We start from the raw sequence: 21,250 nt of genomic DNA on the forward strand, positions 1-21,250 counted from the left end.
CCCCGGGCGTCCGTGCGGCGTCAGGATCGTCTCAGGCTGATGATCGGCCAGCCGCGCTGCTCCGCATGGCGCCTGAGCGTGGCGTCCGGATCCACGGCGACGGGATGGGTCACCTTCCCCATCAGCGGCAGGTCGTTCAGCGAATCGCTGTAGAACCAGCTCTCCAGGAACGAGAGCCAGGTCAGATTGTGGCGATCCAGCCAGGCTTCCAATCGTGCGATCTTCCCTTCCCGGAAGCAGGGCACACCGGATACCCGACCGGTGAACCCCTCCGCATCCTGCTCCGGCTCGGTGGCGATCAGGTGGGGAATGCCCAGCGCCTGGACGATGGGCGCGGTCACGAAACTGTTGGTGGCGGTGATGACGATGCACAGATCGCCGCCCAGGGCGTGCCCTTCGATCAGTTCGCGCGCACCAGGCGCGATCAGGGGCAGGGCCCGCTCTTCCATGAACGTGCGGCGCCAGTCCTCCAGTTGCGCACGAGGATGGCGCGACAGGGGCTTCAGTTGAAAATCCAGGAATTCGTGGATGTCGAGGGTGCCGGCCTTGTACTGCTCGTAGAATTCCACGTTGCGGGCCTCGTATACCTCCTGGTCGAGCACCCCTTGCTCGATCAGGAACTGCGCCCACTCGAAATCACTGTCTCCGGCCAGCAGCGTATTGTCTAGATCGAACAGGGCGAGCTTCATGAGGCCGCCTGCAGCCACTCCCGCAGCAGCGGAAGAGTGATTCGGCGCCTGCTCGCCAGCGAGTAGCGATCGAGCGCGTCCAGCGTCGCCACCAGGGCCGGCAGATCGCGCCGGCCATGGCGCAGCAGATAGTCGCATACTTCCTGCGGCACATCGAACCCGCGGCTGGCGGAGTGATTCTTCATGGCCTGTGCCTTTTCTTCATCGGTAAGTTCATGCACCTGGTATACCAGGCCCCATCCCAGGCGCGTCACCAGATCCTCGCGCATGACCAGCCGCAGCTGCGCAGGCGCAGCGGCGCCGCTCACCACGAGCAGCGTACGGCCTTCGTCACGAATGCAATTATAGAGACCGAACAGATCGATCTGTGCAGCAGGGGGCAGACGTTCGACATCATCCACCAGAATGCAGTCGGGAACCGAATCCGCGAGGAACCGGGTATCCGTATCGCATGCAAAGTATTCCAGGCTCATGCCCCGGCCCGCGCAGGATGCGGCCGCCCCCTGCAACAGATGGCTCTTCCCGCATCCCGCCATGCCCCACAGGTAGATGAAATGCTCCTGCTCCCGCCCCGCCAGGACGCCTTTCAGGGTCTGCATCACCTCGGCATTGCGTCCCACCACGAAATTCTCCAATGTGGGCGGTGGCGAAGGCACGATGTCCAGAGCCATTTGTTTCATCGGCAAACCTATATAATAAAGACCGTACGAACCGGAATGCGTTCGCAACCCCATAACGTTGAATCGACCCCGCCTTTTCACTTTATCCGCAACCGAGCGAGAACTCAACTTGACCGCATTCCCTCCCGGAAATCCCGGCACCACTCGGCTCTCCTACCGCGATGCCGGCGTGGACATCGAAGCGGGCGATCGTCTGGTGGAAAATATCAAGCCGCTGGCCAAGCGCACGCTGCGTCCCGGTGTGCTGGCCGGCATCGGCGGCTTCGGAGCCCTCTTCGAAATCTCCCGCCACTACCGCAATCCAGTGCTGGTATCCGGCACGGATGGCGTCGGCACCAAGCTGAAGCTGGCGTTCCAGTTGGATCGACACGACCACATCGGCATGGACCTGGTGGCGATGAGTGTCAACGACATCCTGGTGCAGGGCGCCGAACCCCTGTTTTTCCTGGACTATTTTGCCTGCGGCAGGCTGGATGTGGATATCGCCACCCGGGTCGTCACCGGCATCGCGGCCGGATGCGAGCAAGCCGGCTGCGCCCTGATCGGTGGCGAAACCGCCGAAATGCCGGATATGTACCCGGAAGGCGAGTACGATCTGGCGGGCTTTGCCGTGGGTGTGGTGGAAAAGGAACGCATCATCGACGGCACGGCGATCCAGGAAGGCGACGCGGTGCTCGGGCTCGCCTCCAGCGGCGCGCACTCCAACGGCTATTCGCTGATCCGCCGGATCATGGAAAAGAGTACCGCGAATCCACCCGCCGATCTCGATGGCGTCCCGTTCCTGGACGCCATCATGGCGCCGACCCGCATCTACGCGAAGCCCGTCCTGGAATTGATGCGGCACCTGCCCATCAAGGGGCTGGCGCACATCACCGGTGGCGGCCTGACGGGAAACATTCCACGCATCCTGCCCGAACACGCACGTGCCGTGCTGTGGCGGCAGGCCTGGGAAGTCCCTCAGCTCTTCCGCTGGCTGCAGGCGCAGGGCAACGTGGCGGATGAAGAAATGCACCGGGTGTTCAACTGCGGTATCGGCATGATACTGGTCGTCGCTCCGGATCTGGCCGACATCGCCATAGGAATACTGCGAGCGCAGGGAGAGGACGTCCGGCAGGTCGGCACGATCCGCCGCCGCCATCCGGAAGAGGCCCGGGTGAGCATAGAACGCTGAAGTTGCCATGCCGTCCCTCGTGATTCTCATTTCCGGACGCGGCAGCAACATGCAGGCGCTGCTCGAGGCCCGGCTGCCGGCACGAATCGCCGCCGTCATCGGCAGCAGGCCGGATGCAGCGGGGCTGGAAATCGCCCGCAGGCACGAACTGGAAACAAAAGTGGTGGATCCGCGGTCATATCTGGACAGGGCGGCCTACGACGCCGCGCTGGCGGAAGCGATCGATGCCTGTGTTCCCGATCTGATCGTGCTCGCGGGATTCATGCGCATCCTGGGAACCGCCTTTGTCGAGCGCTACCAGGGGAAACTGATGAACGTCCACCCTTCTCTGCTGCCCGCCTTTCCCGGTCTGGACACGCACGCCAGAGCCCTCAGGGAAGGCGTGAGGATACATGGCTGCACGGTGCATTTCGTGACACCCGAGGTGGATCACGGACCCATCATCGCTCAGGCCGCGGTGCCGGTGTGGCCGGAGGACACGCCGGACACGCTGGCAGCACGGGTATTGCGCCAGGAACACCGGATATACCCGGAAGCGGTACGCTGGTTCCTGCAGGGCCGTCTGAGCATCGTCGACGGCCGCGTGCGGCTGGCGGGCGCCATGGCCACGGACGACACTTTGAATTCACCGGAATCCGCTACATGAAAACCGCCACCCTCGCCCTGTTGCTGGGACTCTCCTGTTTCGCGCCGCTCGCCTCGACCGCGGAATTTCCGGAGCGGGTCGATATCCGCTACTCGATCTCCTCCGGCAGCCTGGAAGGAGAGGTGAACAATACGCTGAGAATCCGGCATGAAAACGGGATACGCAGCTACGCCATCAGCAGCGAGGCGCGCGCCAAGGGCTTGCTGGTCCTGACGCAGCCCGATCCCATCCTGCTGGACAGCACCGGGCGCATCACGGAAGCGGGAATCCTGCGTCCCGGCCGGTTCTCCGATCGCCACGGCAGGAATATTCCGAAGGTGGCCATTTTCGACTGGGACAGGACGCTGCTGACCTTGCAGCACAAGCGTGGAGAAGAGAAGAAAACCCTCCCCACCGACATCCAGGATAAGCTGAGCCTGCCTTACAGCTTCATCTTTTCCCCACCGCCCGGCAAGATGCTGGAACTGCATGTCACCGACGGACGGCGGCTGGAATCGATGCGCTATGCGGTGGGCCGGGAAACCATCGACACGCCGATGGGCAGGCTGGAGACCTTCACGCTTACCCGGCTCACCGCGGCCGAGGGCGAACGCGACCGCAAGATCTGGCTTGCCATTGACCATCACATGCTTCCGGTGCGCATCGTCACTGAGGAAAAAATGGGTATTGTTACCGACCAGATGGTGACCCGGATCAGCTATGGGGAACCCGCCGCCGATCTGAGACAGGGGCGCCTCCAGGCGGCGCCTTGAACCCCTCAGTCCACGCCGTGCATGGCAGCCCTGCCATGCCGTGTCCATGCGCCTGACCCCGGTCCATCTGGAGATGGCCACCACCGCGCTGCGTGCCGTGCTGCCGCTGGAATACCCTGCCGACTCCACGTTGCGGCGCTTTTTTCGCGAACATCGGATGCTGGGAGGGAATGACCGGGAGTTTGCCGCAGAAAGCGTATTCGGCATCCTGCGTCACCGCAGGTTCCTCGACAGCCTGTGCGGCATACCCACTCCGCGGTCGCTGCTGCTCGCCTATCTCGCCCGATTCGGGCGCATGAATCTGCGTGAACTGCTGCCGCTCGTCAGCGAGGCCGAGGCCAAATGGCTGGCCCAGGTCAAGAAGGCCGATCCGGCGGCGCAGCCACTGGCGGTGCAGGCGGAGTTTCCAGACTGGCTGGTCGACCGGCTGCGCGGTTTCATGACGGATGACGACATCCTCGATCTGGGACGCTCGCTGCAACAGCCAGCACCACTCGACCTGCGTGTCAACACGCTGCTTGCGGAGCGGAATGCGGTGCTCGCGCGATTCGCCGAAGAGGGCATCGCAGGTACAACCACTCCGTATTCGCCCGTCGGCATCCGTTTGGCCGGCAAGCCCGCACTCAACCGCCACGCGCTGTTCCTGGAGGGCAGTGTCGAGGTGCAGGACGAGGGCAGCCAGCTGCTGGGGTACCTGCTCGCACCCGGGCGCCACGACATGGTGGTGGACTTCTGCGCCGGAGCGGGCGGAAAGGCCCTGATGCTGGGCGCGCTGATGCGCTCTCATGGGCGGATCTATGCCTTTGATGTCTCCGCTAGGCGACTGGACAACCTGAAACCGCGTCTCAGGCGCTCGGGATTGTCGAATCTGCACCCCCAGCGCATCGCCAACGAAAACGATATCAAGGTAAAGCGCCTCGCCAGCAAGATCGATCGGGTACTGGTGGACGCTCCCTGCAGCGGGCTGGGAACGCTGCGTCGCAATCCGGACCTGAAATGGCGCCAGCTGCCGCCAGACATCGACGAACTGAAGTGCAAACAGGCGGCCATCCTGCGTTCCGCCGCAATCCTGCTCAAGCCGGGCGGCCGGCTGGTCTACGCCACCTGCAGCTTCCTGCCGGAGGAAAACCAGGAGATCGTGGAACGCTTCCTGGCCGATCATCCCGGATTCAGACGCCTGAACTGCGCAGAGATCCTGCTGCGGCAAAAAATCCCGCTCGATACCGGCGTATACTTGCAATTGTCGCCCGGTTCCCACGGCACCGACGGCTTCTTCGCCGCCGCGATGGAGCGCGTGCCCGCATCCTAGCGGCCACCACGGCTTTGTGGCACCGGTTCCGCCCAGTACCCGGCCCCACGTGCCCGGCCTACCCGAACCGCCGATGACGCCACCACGCCCAGACATCCAGATCCACAGCCTGCTGTACAACCTGATCGACGACGCGCAGGAGGTCAGCGTCCTGTGGCAGCTTGCCGTCCTCCTGGCGAGCCTGGGACTGACGTGGCTGCTGCACAACCAGTTCAAGCGGCACCTGGTCCCGCAGACGCATCCCGACACCGGGCTCGCCATTGGCGCGGGCAGCCTGGGCCAGCTGCTGTTTCCCCTTTTGCTGCTCGCGCTCGTGATGACGGGCAAGGGTGCCCTCAATCACTGGTACTCCACCCACCTGCTCAACATCGCCATCCCGTTGCTGTTCGCGCTGGTGCTGGTGCGCGCCGCCGTCTACGTGCTGCGCCGCGTATTCTCGGGACAGGGCTGGCTGCGTCCCTGGGAGCATTTCATCGGCTGGACGGTATGGATCGCGCTGGTACTGCACGTCGTCGGCCTGCTCCCGGGCATCCTCGCCTTTCTCGACGACATCTCCTTCCACGTCGGCACGCAGCGCCTCTCGGTGCTGATGATCGCGCAGGGCATCCTGGCATTCACGGCCAGCATGCTGCTGGCCCTGTGGCTGGCCAGCACGTTCGAGACGCGCATCATGCTCGCCACCGCCCTGAACATGCATCATCGGGTGATCGTGTCGAAGATGATCCGTACCCTGCTGGTCTTCCTGGGAATACTGGTCGCGTTGCCCATGATCGGGGTGGATGTCACGGTGCTGTCGGTATTCGGCGGCGCGCTCGGTGTCGGTCTGGGATTCGGCCTACAGAAGATCGCCAGCAACTACATCAGCGGCTTCATCATCCTTCTGGACCGCTCCTTGAACATCGGCGACGTGGTGGCGGTAGACGGCCGCAAGGGCCAGGTCACCACGCTGACGACGCGCTACGTCGTGCTCAGGATGGACGACGGGACGGAGGCCCTGATCCCCAACGATACTTTCGTCACCTCGACCGTCGTCAACCAGACCTATTCGGATCACCGCCTGCGGTTGCTCTTCCCGGTGCAGATCAGCTATTCGAGTCCGGTCGAAACGGCCATGGACCTCATGCTGGAGGCAGCACGGAAACGAAGCCAGATCCTGGCTCGCCCGGCACCGGAGGTGGCTCTCAAGGAATTCGCCGAGAGCGGCATCAATCTGGAATTGATCGTATGGGTGGAGGACCCGGAGGGCGGGATCCTCGCGCTACGCAACGACCTGAGTCTTGAACTCCTGTCGGAATTCAGGAAGCATGGCATCGAGATTCCTTTTCCGCAGCAGGAGGTGCGCCTCGTCCGCCCCGATGATGGGGAAGTCTGACGTGGCGTTCCTGGCATGCGCGCCGCATTGCCGGGCTTTCATCCTGTCTTTTTCTGGATGAACTCGATCTTGTACCCATCGGGATCCTCGACAAATGCAATCACCGTGGCACCATGCTTCATCGGCCCGGCCTCGCGGGTCACCTTCCCACCGCGCCGCTTCACCTCCTCACACATGCCATAAGCATCCTCCACGCCTATGGCGACATGGCCGTATCCATCGCCCATGTCGTATTTTTCCACATCCCAGTTATAGGTCAGTTCGAGCACGCTGCCCTCGGCCTCGTCCTGGTAGCCGACGAACGCCAGGGTAAACCTTCCCTCCGGATAGTCCTTGCGGCGCAACACCCGCATGCCCAGAACCTCCTCGTAGAAGGCGAGGGATTTCTCCAAGTCGCCGACGCGCAGCATTGTGTGCAGGATGCGCATCTAGTCTAGATCTGCACCAGTTCGAAATCGTCCTTGCGGGCGGCGCACTCCGGGCAGGTCCAGTTCATGGGCACGTCCTCCCAGCGCGTCCCAGGAGCGATGCCTTCCTGCGGATAGCCCTGTGCCTCGTCGTATATGAACCCGCAGATGAGGCACATATAGCAACGAAAGGCGCGGGTTTCTGTGGTGGTCATGATCGCGGCGATTTGGGTTAAAATGCCATTTTACGGTATTCGCCCATGTCTCAGCCACCCCCCATCGTACTTTCCTTCGCTGCCAGCGATTCCAGCGGCGGCGCAGGCGCACAGGCGGACATCCTCACGCTTGCCAGCATGGGCTGCCATCCGCTGTCGGTCATCACCGCCATCACCATCCAGGATACCGCCGGGGTTGATCATGTCATGGCCCTGGATGCCGAATGGGTTGTCGACCAGGCGCGCGCGGTGCTTGAAGACATGCCGGTGCATGCCTTCAAGATCGGCATGCTGGGCAGCGTCGAAACCATCGCCGCCATCGCCGAGGTGATCTCGGACTACCCCGACATCCCGCTGGTGCTGGACCCGGTACTCGCCTCGGGCCGCGGCGACGAACTCGCCAGCGGAAGCATGCGGGCCGCGATGTGCGAACTGCTGTTGCCGCAGGCGACCATCATCACGCCCAACAGCCTGGAGGCGCGGCAGCTGACACAGGGAGACGACGAGCACGACCTGCAGCATCTCGCCCAGTGCGCGGCCCGTCTTCTCCAGATGGGCTGCAAGTACGTGCTCATCACCGGAACCCATGAGAATACGCTGCAGGTGACCAATCATCTCTATGGCTGTGAAGGAGTCATTCGTTCGGATTCATGGTACCGGCTGGCGGATGCCTACCATGGATCGGGCTGTACGCTTGCCTCGGCCATCGCTGCCACGCTGGCAAGCGGGCTGCCGATCGTCGAAAGCGTCTATGAAGCGCAGGCGTATACATGGCAGTCGCTGAAGGCGGGCTTCCGTCCCGGCATGGGGCAGTACCTGCCTGACCGTATGTTCTGGGCACGTAGTGAAGCCGGCGCTGTGCAGCGGACCGGAACCAAGTGAATCAGGCGGCAAGAGTAGCCGGGTTGTATGCCGTCACACCGGATACGACGGACACCTCCAGGCTGGCCGGAATGGCGCGGGAAGTGCTGGCCGGCGGCGCACGGCTGCTGCAGTATCGCAACAAGACGGCGGGCAAGGCCTTGCGGCAGGAACAGGCGCACGCGCTGGCGCAACTGTGCCGCGAGGCGGGAGTTCCCTTCATCGTCAACGACCATCTCGATCTCGCGATGGAAACCGGTGCCGACGGCGTCCACCTTGGACGTCATGACGTATCCGTGGCTGAAGCGCGGTACAGGCTGGGCAGCGGCAGGATCGTCGGCGCCTCCTGCTACGACCAGCTGACGCTGGCCATCCAGGCTGAGCGCGCTGGCGCCGACTATATCGCCTTCGGGGCGATCTTCGCCTCGTCCACCAAGCCGGATGCGACGAACGCCCCCCTGGACTTGCTGACGCGGGCGCGGCGGGAATTGCGGATCGCCATCGTCGCCATAGGAGGCGTCACACCGGACAATGCCGCGTCTCTGCTGGGCCTGGGGGTCGACGCCGTGGCGGCCTGCGATGCCCTGTTCGGCAGCGATGGCTGCCGCCAGGCGGCGGAACGCATGGCACGATCGCTGAGCCCTCCGCAACCCGCGTGAATTAGACCCGTCACCGGTCGCTTGCAAGCACCTGCTCCAGTTATGCAGACACGTGCACCATTCGCACCCCTTTCCCGCCACCATGGAATATCCATCCGATGACCTCACGTAATCAGCAACTATTCGAACGCTCCCAACGCTACATTCCGGGCGGGGTGAACTCGCCGGTGCGCGCATTCAAGTCGGTGGGCGGTACCCCGGTCTTCTTCCGGAGAGGAGAAGGTGCCCATGTGTGGGATGCCGACGGCAAGCGCTACATCGACTACGTCGGCTCCTGGGGACCGCTGATCCTGGGACATGCCCATCCCGACGTCGTGCGGGCCGTCCAGACCGCGGCCCAGGACGGACTGACCTTTGGCGCCCCCACGCAGGCCGAACTGGAGCTCGCGGAACTGCTGTGCGCCCTGGTGCCATCCATGGAGCAGGTGAGGCTGGTAAGCTCGGGAACCGAAGCCACCATGAGCGCGATCCGCCTGGCGCGTGGATATACCGGCAGGAGTCGCATCGTCAAGTTCGAAGGGTGCTATCACGGCCACGACGATGCCCTGCTGGTCAAGGCGGGATCCGGCGCGCTGACCTTCGGCCACCCCAGCTCCGCTGGCGTGCCGGAGGCGACTACCTCGGGCACGGTGGTGCTGGACTACAACGACCTTGCAGGCGTACGGTGCGCATTCGATCGATTCGGCGATGAGATCGCTGCCGTCATCGTCGAGCCCGTGGCAGGCAACATGAATCTGGTGATGCCCACCTCCGATTTCCTGCCCACCCTGCGCGAACTTTGCACGCTGCACGGCAGCGTGCTCATTCTCGATGAGGTCATGACCGGGTTCCGGGTCGGTCTGACATGCGCCCAGGGCCGGTACGGCATCCGGCCGGATATCACGACCCTCGGCAAGGTCATCGGAGGAGGCATGCCCATGGCTGCGTTCGGGGGCAGACGCGACATCATGCAATGCCTGGCCCCGCTCGGGCCGGTCTATCAGGCAGGCACCCTTTCCGGCAACCCCGTGGCAGTGGCCGCAGGATTGGCGACGCTGAAGCTGGTGCAGGCGCCCGGATTCTACGATAAGCTCGCTGCCCGCACCCTGCAGCTCGTGGAAGGCCTGGCGACGGCCGCTGCCAGGCATGGCACGGCCTTCTGCGCACAGTCGCTGGGAGGCATGTTCGGCCTCTACTTCCGGAGCGATTTACCGACCAGTTATGCTGAAATCATGGAATGTGACCGGGATGCGTTCAATCGCTTTTTCCACGCCATGCTGCAGGAGGGTGTCTACTTCGCGCCCTCCGCCTACGAGGCAGGATTCGTCTCGAGCACGCACGGCGAGGCCGAGATCGACGGCACGCTGGCGGCGGCCGAACGGGTATTCAGCGAACTGGGACAAAAAGTGACGCAGGAACGAGGATCAGCGCAGCCCTGAGATGAATTCCGATACGCTTTCGATCTCAATCTCGCTCATGCGGGAAGCAATCATGTGCATCTCGTTATTGGGATCCTTGGCACGCTCGGAGGCCCGGAAGGATCGCAACTGTGTCGCCACATATTCGGCATGCTGCCCGGCCAGGCGCGGATAGTGAGGCGGAATGCCGGCACCGTTGGGAGAGTGGCACCCGGCACAGGCGGGAAGGCCAGATTCCAGATTTCCGCCCCGATAGACCTTCTCTCCCTGCAACGCCAGCGATTTGTCCTTGACTCCGGCAGGCCGCGCCGCCTGCTGGGCATAGTAGGCCCCCAGATTCCTCATGTCCTCCGCGGAGAGAGGCTCCACCATGACGCTCATGACCGGGCTCTGACGAATCGCAGGCTTGTCGTCCTGCTGCTTGAAGCTCTCCAGCTGCCGGGTGATATACTCGGCATGCTGGCCAGCCAGGCTGGGATTCATCGGGATGACACTGTTCCCATCGGGACTGTGGCAGGCTGCGCACACCTGGGTGGCGATCTCCCTGCCCTTGGCCGCATCACCCCTGGTCTTGGAGGCAGAGGGCGCGGTATCGGCAGAAATGGAACTGGACAATACCAGTGCGACGAATGATAACATCAGATTCGAAACCGATTTCATGCCACGCATCTCGAGCCGCTCCGCTGTCTAATTGGTTATAACCATGTATATAACATTGTATTTTAACAAGGCGAGCGCGAGTTAACAATAAGTCGCCGGCTGATGAAACCATTATTTTTTCTGTTGCTGTTCTCCAATCTCGCTCTTGCATTCTACATCCGGTCGTCCGCATCCACCCCTGCAGCCGTGGAATCCGGGGAGCCTCCCGTGCGGCCAGTGTGCCTGGAATGGGGCGTATTCATCGAACCGGACCTGGGGCCTGTCAGAGCTGCGATCTCCCAGCAATCGCTGCGGGAGGCAATCGTCGCGAAAACCGTGGATGAGATCACCGTCCATTGGATCCACATCCCGCCGCTGGGAAGCCGCGCACGTGCGAAAAAGAAGATGGGTGAACTCGACCGGCTGGGTGTCACCGGATACACGCACATAGATGATGAAAGCATATGGACCCATGCTATTTCCATGGGATATTTTCACACCGCGGAAGAGGCCCAGGATGCGATGGCGGCATACCGGCAAAGAGGCGTCAGGTCAGCCATCATCGCCACGCGCAGCATTGCACGCACGGCATTCGTCGCACAGGCCGCATCGGAAGAGACCATCCGCAGGCTTACGCGGCTGGAACAGGAATTTCCGGACAGCAAACTGCAGCGGATCGCATGCCGCACACCGTAGCGGCCGGCCCCGAGGCCGGCCGCTATCGTGCAAGCCGGTACGGCATGCCGACGGGGGAAGACATCGGCGATCTTGCAATGCCTCGCCGCAATCGCCATCATATGGCCTCTTCCCTCCGTCGCGCCGTAGAATGCCAACGATAACGCTGCCATGACCGTGTTCGTAAAATCGCCGCAGGATATCGACAGGATGCGCATTGCCGGCAGGCTTGCCTCCGAGGTGCTGGACTACATCACCCCTTTCGTGAAGCCGGGGATCACGACCAACGAGCTCGATGCGCTGTGCCACGACTACATGGTCAACGTGCAGCGTACCATCCCGGCTCCGCTCAACTACGCTCCACCCGGATACACGCCTTACCCGAAATCCATCTGCACGTCTGTCAACCATCAGGTATGCCACGGGATACCGGGGGAAAAGCGGCTGAAGGCAGGAGATATCGTCAATATCGACGTCACCGTCATCAAGGATGGCTACCACGGCGACACCAGCCGGATGTACTGCGTGGGGGAGCCGGGCATCCAGGCCAGACGGCTGTGCGAGATCACCTATGAATCGATGTGGCGCGGGATCGAGGAGGTCAGAGCGGGCAAGCACCTGGGAGATATCGGCCATGCCATCCAGCGCTTTGCCGAAGGGCAGGGATGCAGCGTGGTCAGGGAATTCTGCGGCCACGGCATCGGCACGGCGTTCCACGAAGATCCGCAGGTGCTCCACTACGGACGCGCGCGCACCGGACTGAGGCTAGAAGCGGGAATGATCTTCACGATAGAGCCGATGATCAATGCGGGAAAGGCGCCGGTGCGCCAGATGGCCGATGGCTGGACCATCGTGACCAAGGATCACAGCCTCTCGGCGCAGTGGGAACATACCGTCCTGGTCACCGAAGACGGATACGAGGTATTGACGCTATCCGATGGAGCCCCGCCAAAGCCGATATTCCGCTCCTGAACTCCATGAAGCCTGCCCGAGCCGGCTCCTTGCGACGCCCTCTCGACGTCGAGGCGGGCAGGCAGGCCCTGATGGAGGGGCGGGAGTCGCTGCGCCAGCGCTACCGTCGCAGCGGAAACGGCGCAGCCCTGCTGCGCGACCACTGCCGGCTGGTGGACGGCATTCTGCGCCAGGCATGGCAGGACCTGTCCATGCCGGCATCCATCGCACTGCTGGCAGTAGGCGGCTATGGGCGCCGCCAGCTCTACCCCTGCTCCGATATCGATCTGCTGGTGCTGCTTCCCACCCGGCAGCGTGCCGACGCGGATGACGCACTCCGATCGCGCCTGGAGCACTGGGTCAGGATACTGTGGGACATGGGCCTGGACATCGGGCACGGCGTACGCACACTGGCCGAGTGCCGCGAAGACGCGGGGGGAGACATCACCGTGCAGACAAGTCTGCTGGAAGCACGTCAGCTCGCGGGGGCCCGGTCCCTGTACGCGGAATTCACATCCCTCATGCAGGGGATGCTCGAACCGCGCGCATTCTTCATCGCCAAGCAACTGGAGCAGCAGCAGCGTCACGGCAGATATCACGATGCCACGCAGAATCTCGAACCCAACCTGAAGGAAGCGCCTGGGGGCCTGCGGGATCTGCAGAACATCCTGTGGATCGCGCGCGCGGCAAGGCTTGGCGCCTCCTGGCAGGAGCTCGCCAGGGGTGGCTTCGTCACGCAGCGAGAGGCACGCCTCGCCCGGCGGCACCAGTCGATCCTGCAGGACCTGCGGATCCGGCTGCACTACCTTGCGGGAAGGCGCGAGGACCGGCTGCTGTTCGACTACCAGGCCACGCTCGCCACCGAACTCGACATCGCCGATGCGCTGCCGCGCCGCGCCAGCGAACTGCTGATGCAGCGCTACTACCGTGCCGCCCGGATGGTGACACAGATCAACACCCTGCTGCTGCCGGCCTTGCGCACGCGCATCTTCCCCATCACGGACATTCCACCAGTCATCCTCGATGCACGCTTCCAGCAGCGCGGCGAGTTGCTGGAGATCCGCGACGAAGGCGTATTCCGGCGGGATCCGGGTGCCATGCTGGAAAGCGTCCTGCTGCTGCAGCGGCACCCCCGGCTGCGGGCGCGCAGTCCGGCAATGCTGAGGGCGATGTGGCGCGCAGCCCCGCTCATCGACGCTTCATTCCGGCGCGATCCGCGCCATCGTGCCCTGTTCATGGATATCCTGCGCCAACCGCGCGGGCTGACACGCGAATTGCGGCTGTTGAACCGCTACGGCATCCTTGGCCGCTACATCCCGGCCTTCGGGCGCATCGTCGGCCAGATGCAGCACGACCTGTTCCACGTCTATACGGTGGACGAACATATTCTGATGGTGATCAGGAACCTGCGCCGCTTCATGGAGCCGGAATTCGCGCACGAGTTCCCGCTGTGCAGTCAGCTCATCGGCGAATTCGAGCGCCCCGAGGTGCTGTTCCTCGCCGGACTGTTTCACGACATCGCCAAGGGACGTAACGGCGACCATTCCCGGCTGGGCAGCGTCGACGCCGGGCGCTTCTGCAGCCGGCATGGCCTGTCGGCAGCGGATACCGGGCTGGTGGCCTGGCTGGTGGAACATCATCTGGCCATGTCCATCACGGCCCAGAAGAAGGACATCTCGGATCCCGGAGTGATCGCGGATTTCGCTAGACATGTCGACAGCAAGCGCCGCCTCGTGGCATTGTATCTGCTTACGGTCGCGGACATCCGAGGCACCAGCCCCAAGGTGTGGAACAGCTGGAAAGGCAAGTTGCTGGAGGATCTGCTATGGGCGACGCACCGGCACCTGAGCGGCGCACCCGATCATGAGTCCGACATGTCGGGCCACAAGGGCAGGGTACACGAACTGCTGGGTCGATGCGGCATTCCCGCCGACACACGCGAGCGCATCTGGTCCACCTTCGATCGCACCTACTGGTTGCTGCACGATGCCGAGGAAATCGTCTGGCACATGGCACACCTGAAACCCCATCTGATCCGGGCCGAGCCTGGAGCTATCGTGGTCAGGGCACGCATTGTCCCCAGGGACACGGGGATCGGGGTACTGGTCTACGCTCCGGACCAGAAAGACCTGTTCGCCCGTATCTGCAGCTTTTTCGACAGCCAGGACTACAACATCGTCCAGGCGCGCATCCATACGACCCGCGACGGCCACGCGCTCGACAGCTTCCTGGTGCTGGATCCCTTCGATGCCATGGAACGCCAGCCCGACGCAACTCATGTTCTGGCATGCGAACTGGCGCTGCGTCTGGTACGGCAGTCGCCGCTCAAGCCTCCCCCGCAGGCACGCCTGAGCCGACACCTCAAGCATTTTCCGATCATGCCGGAGGTCGATATCGAGCCCGATGAAAACGGCTCGTATCATATCCTGTCGATCGTGGCAGGAGATCAGCCGGGATTGCTGACGCGCATCGCCCTCGTCCTGGCCGACTGCGGCATCGATGTGCATGGCGCACGGATCAATACGCTGGGAGAGCGTGCCGAGGACGTGTTCCTGATCACCGGAGACGCGCTCCACGATACACCAGCCCTGCTGCGCCTCGAGACCGCGCTGCTGGCGGTACTGCAGACGCCCCAGGGCGCCACCCACACGAGCCTGCCCGTATCCCGCTGACCAGCACGGGGCTTTGCTTTACCCGGCGAAAGGCGGTCAGGCGTGCAGGCGCGGTACGCCCGTCATGCCGGCGAAGCCCCCGTTCCGGAATCGGAGGTACCGAGGCGGGCCCGAAGCGCACGCGCGGCATCCACCATGCGCTCCAGCGCCGTGACCACCTCCGGCCAGTTGCGGGTCTTCAGGCCGCAGTCGGGATTGACCCACAACTGCCGGGGATCGATCACCTGGCAGGCCCTGTCGAGCAGTTCCAGCATCTCGCCGGTCTCGGGGATGCGCGGCGAGTGGATGTCGTATACGCCGGGCCCGATCTCGTTGGGATACTTGAACTGCCCGAATCCATCCAGCAGTTCCATGCGGGAGCGCGAGGTCTCGATGGTGATGACGTCGGCCTCCATGTCGGCGATCGCGGGAAGGATGTCGTTGAATTCGGAATAGCACATGTGGGTATGTATCTGCGTATCGTCGCGCACACCGGAACTGGAGACGCGGAAGGCTCTCACCGCCCACTCCAGGTACGTGCTCCAGTCGGTTCTTTTAAGCGGCAGGCCCTCGCGGAACGCCGGCTCGTCGATCTGGATGATGCCAATACCGGCACGCTCGAGATCCACGACCTCGTCGCGTATGGCCAGCGCGAGTTGCAGCGCCGTGGCGGAGCGCGGCTGATCGTCGCGCACGAACGACCACATCAGCATGGTGATGGGTCCGGTCAGCATGCCCTTCACCGGCTTTTCGGTCAGGCTCTGCGCATATCGAATCCATTCCACCGTCATGGGTTCGGGACGATAGACGTCACCATACAGAATGGGGGGCTTGACGCAGCGGGAACCGTAACTCTGCACCCAGCCGTTCTCGGTAAAGACATAACCATAGAGCTGCTCGCCGAAATACTCCACCATGTCATTGCGCTCGGCCTCTCCATGGACGAACACGTCCAGCCCGATCTCTTCCTGCTTGCCGATCGCCAGGCGAATCTCCGAGCGCATCGCTTCCAGATATTCCAGGTTCCCGATCTCGCCTTTCCTGAACGCGGCACGTGCCTGGCGAATCTCCGGCGTCTGCGGAAATGAGCCGATGGTGGTGGTGGGCAGGTCAGGCAGCCGGAAGCGCTGCTGCTGCTTCTCCCGCCGGATGGCAAAAGGGCTCGCGCGCCGGGCATCGTCCGGAGTGAGGCGCTGCAGGCGCGCCTGGGTGGCGGGATTGTGGATACGGGGAGACTCGCGACGCTCCCGCCTGGCCCCGTCGGCGGCGTCCAGCTCCGCCCGGATGGCATCCTCGCCCTGATTCAGGCCACGCCCGAGTATCGAGACTTCCCGCAGCTTCTGCACCGAGAAGGCAAGCCAGTCCCTGATCTCCGGCTCCAGGCGCGTCTCCAGGTCGAGGTCCACGGGACAATGCAGCAGCGAGCAGCTGGGCGCGACCCAGACCCGCCCGGCCAGCGACACCTGCGCGCGCACCAGCGTCGCCAGCACCTGCGAAAGATCGGCACGCCATACGTTGCGCCCGTCGATGACCCCCAGCGACAGCACCTTGTCGGCCGGATAGCCCTCCAGGAAGGCGTCTAGTTGATCTGGCGCCCTGCACAGGTCGATGTGCAGCCCTTCCACCGCGAGTTCCTTCAGGCGCCCGGCATGGGCACCGACGCCCTCGAAGTAGGTTGCAAGCAGCAGCTTCGGCCGGACGCTCCCCGTTTCGGAAAGCACGGCATAGGCCCGCTCCAGGCCCTCCAGCCAGTCGTCTTCCAGATCGAGCACCAGGCAGGGCTCGTCGATCTGTACCCATTCCACACCCAGGGCGGCGAGCCGGGCCAGGATGTCGCGGTAGACGGGCAGCACGGAATCGAGCAGTCCTAGCCTGTCGAAACCGGGCTCGGTCTCCTTGCCGAGGTACAGGTAGGTCAGTGGGCCGATAAGCACCACCTTCGGCACGATACCCAGCGCCCTGGCTTCCGCCACCTCTTCGAAAAGCTGCTGGGATGCGATGCGGAACCGGGTATTCGCATCGAACTCGGGGACGATGTAGTGGTAGTTGGTGTCGAACCACTTGGTCATCTCCATCGCCGGCTGGGCGGCGGTGCCGCGCGCCATGGCGAAGTACAGGCCCAGTCCGACCTCCTCCCCTCCTGCGCCGTAGCGCGCCGGCACGGCACCCAGCAGCGCCGTCATGTTCAGCATCTGGTCATAGAAGGCAAAATCGCCGACGGGAATCAGGTCGATTCCAGCTTCGCGCTGCACGCTCCAGTGGCGCTGGCGCAACGTGGCCGCCCTGTCCTTCAGTTCCTGCTCGTCGATATCACCGCGCCAGTGCGCTTCAAGCGCCTGTTTCAACTCGCGGCGTGCGCCGATGCGGGGAAAACCCAGATTATGTGTCAATGCCATGATTGCTCCTCGTTTCCATGCGGGTGCGGCGTTGTGGAAAGCGGCCCAGCGGTCGTCGGGTTGCCGCCGGCGCACATTGTGTGGCAGACTAGACTATGAATCAAGTGAAACGTTCTGAAAAAACTATGAATATCATTCATAGCCATGCTTGAGCTGCGCCACCTGCGCACGATCTCGGCCTTGCACGAAACCGGCAGCGTATCGCGCGCCGCCAGGCGCGTGCACCTGACCCAATCCGCTCTGTCGCACCAAATCAGGGTACTGCAGGCGTACTACGGCCTGCCCATGATCCAGCGCCGGGGCCAGTCCATCGAGTTGACGGATGCGGGCAGGCAGCTGGCGGCGCTGGCCGGAAAGGTACTGGAAGAAATCCAGGAAACCGAGCGGGATATCGCCCGCCTCTCGCAGCAGGCATGCGGAAGCCTGCGCATCGTGCTGGAGTGCCATACCTGTTTCGACTGGCTGATGCCGCTCATGGACGCCTTTCGGCGGAACTGGCCGGAGGTGGAATTGGATCTGGTGTCCGGGTTCCATGCCGACCCCCTCAAGCTGCTGGAGGATGGCTCCGCGGATGTGGTGATCGGCTCGGAACACGGGAGCAGGCGCGATATCGTGCATCACCCGCTGTTCCGTTTCGAAATCCTGGCGGTATTGGCGCCCGAGCATCCCCTGGGCGCGAAACGCAGCCTGCATGCCGCAGACTTCGCCGACACGACCCTGATCACCTATCCGGTGCCGGAAGATCGCATCGACCTGATCTCGAAGGTGCTGAAACCCGCAGGAATCCGGCTGCCACGACGCACGGCGGAACTGACGGTTGCAATTCTGCAGCTGGTGGCAAGCCGTCGCGGCATCGCCGCACTGCCCAGCTGGGGCCTCAAGAACTACGTGGAGCACGACTACGTGATTGCGCGGCGTATCGGCACAAGCGGACTGTGGAGCGACCTGTACGCGTCGACTCCGAGCAAGACGTCGACCTGTCCCTACATGCGCGACTTTCTCAGTACCGCGCGAAGTACCTGCTTTGCCACGCTGGAGGGCATCGTCCCGTTGAAATGAGGCGACGCCCCGGCACGGCCAGGGTGACGGGGCGACAGGTGCTGCCGGGCCGGGCCCGGGAAGCGAAAAGGCCTCCCCGGCGCGCACCTCAGTGCAGGGTGACGGGTACGTCTTCCTCGCAGGCCAGTTCTGCGCAATGGGTCTCGTAGATGCCATCCAGAAACCCCCACAGCGCGGCACATGCGCGCTCGGTCGCCGAGAGCACCTGTGCCTCTTTCTCGGGTGTATCCACGAATCGCTCGATCAGCGCCCACTCTGCCGCGGAGTGGTGCACGTCCGCCTCCTGGTGCACCGTGAAAAATTCGTAGCCGGCGGGATCGTCCATTCCATAGAATCGTGACAATCCTTCTATCTTCACCGCAGCAATCGACGGCACCTGGGATTCGAAGGCGTACATCGCCGCCAGGCCAGCGTAGAACGGCTCGTTCAGGCAGATGTCACGATACGTCGACACCAGCCGCGCCGTTCCCGGGAGCACCGCAGCCTCCGCCAGGCTTCGGTCGCTCGATCCCAGGGACAATGCAAACGTCCGCCACAGCGCGGGATGATTCTTCTCGCCGTGCTCCTCGCTGATCAGGTTCTTGAGAACCTCCTGCCGCACGCTGATGTCCCCGCTGCGCGCTGCGCTGTGGTGGTGCGGCGTGTTGTAGTGCACCGCGCTCAGATAGGTCGGTTCCGCCAGGACATTATGGAAATATTGCTCCGCATAATGGCGCAGATGATCCCGGGTCAGCCTCCCCTCCGTCCATGCCACGTAAAAAGGATGCTTCAGAAGATGGCGGGCAGAGATGATGGCGTCTATCCTTTGCTTGAGCGATGTATCGTTGGTTGTCATGGTCTCCTCTCTCGGACAGGGATGGGTAATCAGGCATCATATCATCGCGAAATGATGCCGCCAAGTCAAATTCCTGCAGGTGCGCCCGCAGCGGGAGTATCTGGGGAAACCGCAGGATTAGAAGCTAAACTTGTGCTTTTTCCATTCCCCGATCACGCGCATGGATGAGCGATTCAGCCTGATGGCACTGTTCATCAGCAGTTTTCTCGCCGCCACGCTGCTGCCGGGCGGTTCGGAAGCGGTACTGCTGGGAGTGCTGCACGCCTATCCGGAACTGCACTGGCCCGCCCTGGGAATCGCATCGGTGGGCAATACCCTGGGCGGCATGAGTTCATACGTGATCGGGCGTCTGCTGCCCGATGAACAGGCGCTGCTCAAAAAATCCGGGGGCAGACCGCGGGGTCTGGATTGGGTGCGCCGCCATGGCAGCCCGATACTCCTGCTGTCGTGGGCGCCGCTCGTGGGCGATCTGCTGTGTATCGCCGCGGGGTGGCTGCGAATCCACTGGATGAAGGCCGCAGTGTTCATGGCCGCCGGAAAACTCGCACGCTACTGGGCGATCGCGGCCGTCGCCAGCCCATGACGGTCCGCTCCCGCCGCTATTCCTGCAACAGCTTCTGCAGTTCGCCGCTCTGATAGAGCTCGGTCAGAATATCGGCACCACCGATGAACTCACCGTTGATGTAGAGTTGGGGAATGGTCGGCCAGCTCGAGTACTCCTTGATGCCCTGCCGTATTTCGGGCTCGGCGAGCACATCCACCGCTAACAGATCATTCACCCCGCATGCGCTGAGCACCTTGACCGCGTGAGCGGAGAAGCCGCATTGCGGGGCCTGAGGCGTCCCCTTCATGTACAGCACGATGGGATGGGTGGTCACTTGCTGCCTGATGGTTTCCTGTGTATTCATGTCTGCTCCTTGTCCGGTTGGTCGATCTGAGATCGGATGGATGAGAGGATGTTTTTCAAAAACGGCCTCACTCCAATCGATCTCTCATGCGGTGTACCTATTCCGAGACACCATTCTAGCAGCTTCTCAGGCAAACCTTCCAAGCCGCCCACCGCTGACCCGCGGGATGCCGGCCAGGTCCGGCCAGGAGCATACGTCGCCAAAACTTGCGCCATGCAGCAGTTCCCTGCAGGCTCCTGCCTGGTCGTAGCCGTGCTCCAGCAACAGCGTTCCGCCTTCCACCAAATGGCGGGCCGAGAGCCGGGAGATCCGGCGCAGACAGCCCAGGCCATCCGCACCGGCGCCCTGGGTGAGCGCCGCGCGCGGCTCGAAACGCAGATCGCCCCGGGCCAGATGGGGGTCGCCGTCGGCAACGTATGGAGGGTTGGAAACGATGAGATGGAAGCTCTCTCCCGCCACTCCCTCGAACCAGTCGCCCTGGAGAATGCGCACGTTGGCGACGGCAAGCCGGGCAGCATTCAGTCTGGCAACGACCAGGGCGTCGCTCGAAATATCTACCGCCGTCACCTCGGCGAGCGGGCGATGCCTGGCCAGGGTAAGTGCGATCGCGCCGCTGCCTGATCCCAGGTCGAGCACCTTGCAGGCACGCCCGGGGGGAATCCGTTCCAGGGCAAGATCCACGAGCAACTCGGTTTCGGGTCGTGGAATGAGCACCGCAGGCGTGACCTGGAAGCGCAGGCCATAGAACTCACGCTCCCCCACCAGGTAGGCCACCGGCTCGCCTCGGGCACGGCGCCGAACCAGCCGGCGCAGCCGCTGCGCCTGGCTTGCGGTCAGCTCATGCTCGGGATGGGCCGCAAGCCAGGCCGGTGCAACCCCCAGCACATTTTGCAGCAGCAGACGCGCATCGATCCCTTCGATGTCCCTGCAGGCCGCACGCAGCGCCTCCCCCAGTGTGAGGGATGCCACGGACGGGCG

Annotated in this window: 22 protein-coding genes; 13 read left to right on the top strand and 9 right to left on the bottom strand. The window is 63.3% G+C overall.

All coding sequences use genetic code 11. The annotated features are described in order from the left end of the window. Positions 1-20 precede the first annotated feature (20 nt). Together BT108_RS07720 and hda are read right to left on the bottom strand one after the other, a co-directional pair. Complete coding sequence (locus BT108_RS07720; protein ID WP_072293965.1) at positions 21-689, bottom strand: histidinol-phosphatase; 669 nt, start codon at positions 687-689, stop codon at positions 21-23. Beyond that, positions 686-1,369, bottom strand: a complete 684-nt coding sequence (gene hda / locus BT108_RS07725; protein ID WP_072293966.1) for a DnaA regulatory inactivator Hda — start codon at positions 1,367-1,369, stop codon at positions 686-688. Before hda ends, BT108_RS07720 begins: the two co-directional genes overlap by 4 nt. Positions 1,370-1,478: 109 nt before the next feature. Here hda and purM point away from each other — a divergent pair, with 109 nt between their 5' ends. The 5 genes from purM to BT108_RS07750 all read left to right on the top strand — a co-directional run bounded on the left by purM (position 1,479) and on the right by BT108_RS07750 (position 6,619). After that, positions 1,479-2,540, top strand: coding sequence for a phosphoribosylformylglycinamidine cyclo-ligase (purM, locus tag BT108_RS07730; protein WP_072293967.1), 1,062 nt, complete (start codon positions 1,479-1,481; stop codon positions 2,538-2,540). Between the two features lie 7 nt (positions 2,541-2,547). Further along, a complete protein-coding gene (gene purN / locus BT108_RS07735; RefSeq protein WP_072293968.1) occupies positions 2,548-3,186 on the top strand; it encodes a phosphoribosylglycinamide formyltransferase in 639 nt (212 codons plus the stop codon). Continuing rightward, entirely contained in the window at positions 3,183-3,938 is a 756-nt protein-coding gene (locus BT108_RS07740) for a DUF3108 domain-containing protein (RefSeq protein WP_072293969.1), read from the top strand. Before purN ends, BT108_RS07740 begins: the two co-directional genes overlap by 4 nt. A 46-nt stretch (positions 3,939-3,984) precedes the next feature. Continuing rightward, positions 3,985-5,247, top strand: coding sequence for an RsmB/NOP family class I SAM-dependent RNA methyltransferase (locus BT108_RS07745; RefSeq protein WP_072293970.1), 1,263 nt, complete (start codon positions 3,985-3,987; stop codon positions 5,245-5,247). 73 nt (positions 5,248-5,320) lie between these two features. Next, entirely contained in the window at positions 5,321-6,619 is a 1,299-nt protein-coding gene (locus BT108_RS07750; protein WP_072293971.1) for a mechanosensitive ion channel family protein, read from the top strand. Positions 6,620-6,657: 38 nt separating this feature from the next. On the opposite strand, the gene gloA is transcribed toward BT108_RS07750, so the two are convergent. After that, a complete protein-coding gene (gene gloA, locus BT108_RS07755; protein WP_072293972.1) occupies positions 6,658-7,047 on the bottom strand; it encodes a lactoylglutathione lyase in 390 nt (129 codons plus the stop codon). Positions 7,048-7,052: 5 nt separating this feature from the next. Beyond that, positions 7,053-7,241: a rubredoxin gene (locus tag BT108_RS07760; protein WP_072293973.1), complete on the bottom strand. Its 189-nt coding sequence runs from the start codon at positions 7,239-7,241 to the stop codon at positions 7,053-7,055. A gap of 45 nt (positions 7,242-7,286) precedes the next feature. On the opposite strand from BT108_RS07760, the gene BT108_RS07765 reads away from it, so the two are divergent. The 3 genes from BT108_RS07765 (at position 7,287) to hemL (ending at position 10,179) form a co-directional block, all read left to right on the top strand. After that, positions 7,287-8,123, top strand: a complete 837-nt coding sequence (locus tag BT108_RS07765; protein ID WP_072293974.1) for a bifunctional hydroxymethylpyrimidine kinase/phosphomethylpyrimidine kinase — start codon at positions 7,287-7,289, stop codon at positions 8,121-8,123. Next, entirely contained in the window at positions 8,120-8,761 is a 642-nt protein-coding gene (gene thiE / locus BT108_RS07770) for a thiamine phosphate synthase (RefSeq protein WP_072293975.1), read from the top strand. The genes BT108_RS07765 and thiE overlap by 4 nt, the downstream gene beginning before the upstream one ends. A gap of 98 nt (positions 8,762-8,859) precedes the next feature. After that, positions 8,860-10,179, top strand: coding sequence for a glutamate-1-semialdehyde 2,1-aminomutase (gene hemL, locus BT108_RS07775; RefSeq protein ID WP_072293976.1), 1,320 nt, complete (start codon positions 8,860-8,862; stop codon positions 10,177-10,179). Here hemL and BT108_RS07780 read toward each other — a convergent pair. Further along, on the bottom strand, positions 10,165-10,818 hold the full coding sequence (locus tag BT108_RS07780; RefSeq protein ID WP_072294039.1) for a c-type cytochrome: 654 nt from the start codon (positions 10,816-10,818) through the stop codon (positions 10,165-10,167). The two genes, hemL and BT108_RS07780, sit on opposite strands and share 15 nt — an antisense overlap. A gap of 102 nt (positions 10,819-10,920) precedes the next feature. Here BT108_RS07780 and BT108_RS07785 point away from each other — a divergent pair, with 102 nt between their 5' ends. The 3 genes from BT108_RS07785 (at position 10,921) to BT108_RS07795 (ending at position 15,095) form a co-directional block, all read left to right on the top strand. Continuing rightward, entirely contained in the window at positions 10,921-11,493 is a 573-nt protein-coding gene (locus tag BT108_RS07785; RefSeq protein WP_072293977.1) for a hypothetical protein, read from the top strand. Positions 11,494-11,643: 150 nt separating this feature from the next. Continuing rightward, the gene (map, locus tag BT108_RS07790; protein WP_072293978.1) at positions 11,644-12,444 is read left to right on the top strand and encodes a type I methionyl aminopeptidase; all 801 of its coding nucleotides are present in this window, start codon (positions 11,644-11,646) and stop codon (positions 12,442-12,444) included. A gap of 5 nt (positions 12,445-12,449) precedes the next feature. Next, positions 12,450-15,095, top strand: a complete 2,646-nt coding sequence (locus BT108_RS07795) for a [protein-PII] uridylyltransferase (RefSeq protein WP_072293979.1) — start codon at positions 12,450-12,452, stop codon at positions 15,093-15,095. 62 nt (positions 15,096-15,157) lie between these two features. Here BT108_RS07795 and metE read toward each other — a convergent pair whose 3' ends face one another. Beyond that, positions 15,158-17,470, bottom strand: a complete 2,313-nt coding sequence (gene metE, locus BT108_RS07800; protein ID WP_072293980.1) for a 5-methyltetrahydropteroyltriglutamate--homocysteine S-methyltransferase — start codon at positions 17,468-17,470, stop codon at positions 15,158-15,160. 144 nt (positions 17,471-17,614) lie between these two features. On the opposite strand from metE, the gene BT108_RS07805 reads away from it, so the two are divergent. Next, positions 17,615-18,529 carry a LysR family transcriptional regulator gene (locus BT108_RS07805; protein ID WP_072293981.1) on the top strand — a complete coding sequence of 305 codons (915 nt, stop codon included), beginning with the start codon at positions 17,615-17,617 and terminating at the stop codon, positions 18,527-18,529. Between the two features lie 88 nt (positions 18,530-18,617). Here the strand turns inward: BT108_RS07805 and BT108_RS07810 are convergent, their stop codons facing one another. Continuing rightward, entirely contained in the window at positions 18,618-19,364 is a 747-nt protein-coding gene (locus BT108_RS07810; RefSeq protein WP_072293982.1) for a 4-aminobenzoate synthase, read from the bottom strand. 160 nt (positions 19,365-19,524) lie between these two features. Between BT108_RS07810 and BT108_RS07815 the strand changes: the two genes are divergently transcribed. Continuing rightward, on the top strand, positions 19,525-19,947 hold the full coding sequence (locus BT108_RS07815) for a YqaA family protein (RefSeq protein WP_072294040.1): 423 nt from the start codon (positions 19,525-19,527) through the stop codon (positions 19,945-19,947). 16 nt (positions 19,948-19,963) lie between these two features. On the opposite strand, the gene grxD is transcribed toward BT108_RS07815, so the two are convergent. Then, positions 19,964-20,272 (bottom strand): Grx4 family monothiol glutaredoxin, encoded by a 309-nt coding sequence (gene grxD, locus BT108_RS07820; protein ID WP_072293983.1) that lies wholly within the window; start codon positions 20,270-20,272, stop codon positions 19,964-19,966. A gap of 126 nt (positions 20,273-20,398) precedes the next feature. Continuing rightward, positions 20,399-21,241, bottom strand: a complete 843-nt coding sequence (gene prmC, locus BT108_RS07825) for a peptide chain release factor N(5)-glutamine methyltransferase (RefSeq protein ID WP_072293984.1) — start codon at positions 21,239-21,241, stop codon at positions 20,399-20,401. Between the last annotated feature and the right edge of the window lie 9 nt (positions 21,242-21,250).

The sequence above is a fragment of the Nitrosovibrio sp. Nv17 genome (assembly GCF_900119085.1).
In the GTDB taxonomy this organism is placed as follows: Bacteria; Pseudomonadota; Gammaproteobacteria; order Burkholderiales; family Nitrosomonadaceae; genus Nitrosospira.